At 74.3% G+C, this 3214-nt stretch carries 3 protein-coding genes and 1 pseudogene; all 4 read left to right on the top strand.

The features are described 5' to 3' along the window. On the top strand, positions 1-706 hold a 706-nt coding region (locus CCN44_RS33745; protein ID WP_086702097.1), incomplete at its 5' end, for an ATP-binding cassette domain-containing protein. Beyond that, entirely contained in the window at positions 703-1485 is a 783-nt protein-coding gene (locus CCN44_RS33740) for an ABC transporter permease (protein WP_059250128.1), read from the top strand. The genes CCN44_RS33745 and CCN44_RS33740, both read left to right, overlap by 4 nt. Before the next feature lie 125 nt (positions 1486-1610). Continuing rightward, positions 1611-2567, top strand: a complete 957-nt coding sequence (locus CCN44_RS33735; RefSeq protein WP_059250127.1) for an endonuclease/exonuclease/phosphatase family protein — start codon at positions 1611-1613, stop codon at positions 2565-2567. Between the two features lie 107 nt (positions 2568-2674). Then, a pseudogene (locus CCN44_RS33730) lies at positions 2675-3214 on the top strand (FUSC family protein); the annotation flags it as partial.

The raw sequence follows: 3214 nt of genomic DNA, 5'->3' as shown, positions 1-3214 counted from the left end.
CGCCGCGCTGGACGACCTGCTCACCGCCGAGGAGAACCTGCTCCTGATGGCCGACCTGCTGCGGCTGGGCAAGCGCGAGGGCAAGGCCCGTGCCGGGGAGTTGCTGGAGCGGTTCGACATCGCGGACGTCGCGCACAAGCGGGCCGCGACCTTCTCCGGCGGGATGCGGCGCCGGCTCGACATCGCCATGACGCTGGTCGGCGATCCCCAGGTGATCTTCCTGGACGAGCCGACGACCGGCCTCGACCCGCGCAGCCGCCGCACCATGTGGGAGATGGTGCGCGCGCTGGTCGCGGGCGGCACCACCGTCTTCCTCACCACCCAGTACCTGGAGGAGGCCGACCAGTTGGCCGACCGGATCGCCGTGCTCGACGGCGGCCGGATCGTCGCCGAGGGCACCGCCGACGAACTCAAGGCACGGATCCCCGGCAGCCATGTGCGGCTGCGGTTCACCGACCCCGCCGCGTACGAGCGCGCGGCGGCCGTCTTCCCCGGCGCCGCCCGGGACGCGGACGACCTCGCCCTGCGCGTGGCCGGCGACGGCGGGCTCGACGCGCTGCGCGGCCTGCTCGACCGGCTCGACGCCGCCGGCATCCGGGCCGCCGACCTCTCCGTGCACACCCCCGACCTGGACGACGTGTTCCTCGCCCTGACCGGCAACGGCACCGCCGCCACCCCGCTCCGCATGAAGGAGACCTCGCGATGAGCGCCCTCACCTACGCCGTGCACGACTCGATGACGATGCTGCGGCGCAACCTGAAGCACGCGATCCGCTACCCGTCCGTGGGGTTCGGCAGCGCCCTCATGCCGATCATGATGCTGCTGCTGTTCGTGTACGCCTTCGGCGACTCGATCGGCGCCGGCATCGGCGGCGGCCGGGACGCCTACCTGGAGTACCTGACGCCCGGCATCATCGTCATGGGGGTGGCCGCCGGTTCGATGTCGACCTCGATCGCGGTCTGCTCCGACATGACCGAGGGCATCATCAACCGCTTCCGCACCATGAACATCACCCGCTCGTCGTTCATGACGGGGCATGTCGTCGGCAGCGTCATCCAGACGATGGTGTGCATGGTCGTGGTCGTGGGCGTCGCGCTCGCCGTCGGCTTCCGGTCCTCGGCGACCCCGCTGGAGTGGCTGGCCGCGGCCGGCCTCCTCACCGCCATCGCCTTCGCCGTGACCTGGCTGTCGGCGGCCCTCGGTCTGATCTCCAAGACCGTCGAGTCCGCCAGCAACAAGCCCCTGCTGGTCCAGTTCCTGCCGTTCCTCGGCTCCGCGTTCGTACCGGCCGACTCGATGTCCCCGGGCCTGCGCTGGTTCGCCGAGAACCAGCCCTTCACGCCGATGACCGAGACGCTGCGCGGCCTGCTCTCCGGCACCGAGATCGGCGACAACGGCTGGATCTCGCTCGCCTGGTGCGCCGGCATCGCCCTGGTCGGCTACCTCTGGTCGCGCTCGCTGTTCAACAGCACCACCAAGCGCTGACCCCGCGCACCCGCCCCGGCGGAGGGCTCGCAGCCTGCTGCGAGCCCTCCGCTCGCGCGCTGCCTCCGGCGGGTGCCGGGCGCACTCCTGGCGCGGCCGGGCGGGCGGATCGTAGGCTCGCTCGCGTGACCCAGCACCCCGGACGCGGCCCCGGCGCCTGGTGCGCCGGACTGCTGCTCGCCGGGGTGAGCGTGGTCGTCGGCTGCCGGGTCGCCGACACCGACGCCATCACCCCCGTACCCCAGCTCCTCGCCTTCCTGCCCTGGCTGCTCGCACCCGCCGGCCTCGCCCTGCTGTGCGCACTGCTCACCCGCTGGTGGCCGGGCCTGGTGTGGGCCGTCGCCGTGCTCGGCCTGCTCGCCTGGTACCTGGAGCCGTACGGCCGGGCCGACGAACCCGACGGACCGCCGCTCGCCGGGCTCCGCGTGCTCACCGCCAACGTCGAGTTCGGCCGCGGCACCCCCGCCCTCGTCCCGGTCCTGCGCGACCGGCGCCCCGACGTCGTCTTCGTGCAGGAGTGCGAGTCCCGCTGCCGGGCCACCCTGGACCGCGCCGTCGGGACCGCCTACCCGCACCGCCGGGCCGTCGAGCAGGACGGCTCCAGGGGCTCGCTCGTCCTCAGCCGCTTCCCCCTGTCCCCCGCCCCGGGCGTCCCCGGCACGATGGGCATGCCCGGCGCCGTCGCCGACGTGCGCGGCCACGCCGTACGCCTCCAGCTCGCCCACCCCATGCCCCCGCTGCCGGACCGGATCGGCCTGTGGCGCCGCGAACTCGGCCGGCTGCGCGCCTTCGCCGCCGCCGGCACCCGGACCCCCACGATCCTCGCCGGCGACTTCAACGCCTCCCAGGACCACGCGGCGTTCCGGCACATCCTGGACGCCGGCCTGAGCGACGCGGCCCGCCTCGCCGGCCACGACCGCACCCCGAGCTGGCCCTCGCGCACCGCCTCCGTCATCGGCACCCAGATCGACCACGTGCTGGTCTCCCGGGACTTCACCGCGACCGACGCCCGCTTCCTGCGCCTGACCGGCACCGACCACCGCGCCCTCGTCGTGGACCTCACGCTGCACCGACGCACGTGAACTCGCGCCCCGGCGGGAGCGAGCGGCGCCCCGGCGGGAGTGAGCGGGCTGTTGCGGCACCGCGGCGGGCCAGAACCGAAATCGACCGAACAACCCATAATGGGCGCATGTCACGAGAGTTCCCCATCGGCCTCACCCCTCCCGACTGGCTGGTCCGGAACCTCACACCCCAGCAGGCGCCCGTCAACTGGGCCGCCGCCGCCCGCGCCGCCGTCGCCCTGGCCCTGCCCCTCGCGATCGGCCTCGCCGCCGGCCGCCCCGCCTACGGCGCCCTCGCCTCCATGGGCGCCCTGTCCGGCGTCATCGGCGACACCGCCGACGCCTACCGGATGCGCATCCTCAACATCGCCGTCCCCCAGCTCTTCGGCGCGGTCGGCGTGACCCTGGGCACCCTGGTGTACGGCCACGGCTGGTACGCGGTGGCCGCCGTCACCGGCGTCGCCCTNNCCGGCCTGCTGCTCCTGCTGAACTGCGTGGTCGGCGCGGGCCTCCCGCTGCCCTCCCCCTGGTGGCTGGCCCCGGCCCTGATGACCGGCGGCGGCCTCCTGGTCCTCGTCCTCGCCCTGCTGTCCTGGCCACTGCGCGCGGGCGTCCCCGAACGGACCGCCGTCGCCGCCACCTACCGCACGGTCGCCGGCCTCCTCGCC

Source organism: Streptomyces tricolor (assembly GCF_002155905.1).
Taxonomy (GTDB): Bacteria; Actinomycetota; Actinomycetes; order Streptomycetales; family Streptomycetaceae; genus Streptomyces; species Streptomyces tricolor.
This window is presented reverse-complemented; position numbering and strand designations above follow the sequence as displayed.

Coding starts and splice junctions, on each gene's coding strand:
- CCN44_RS33740 (WP_059250128.1), top strand. CDS start 703: ATGAGCGCCCTCACCTACGCCGTGCACGACTCGATGACGATGCTGCGG.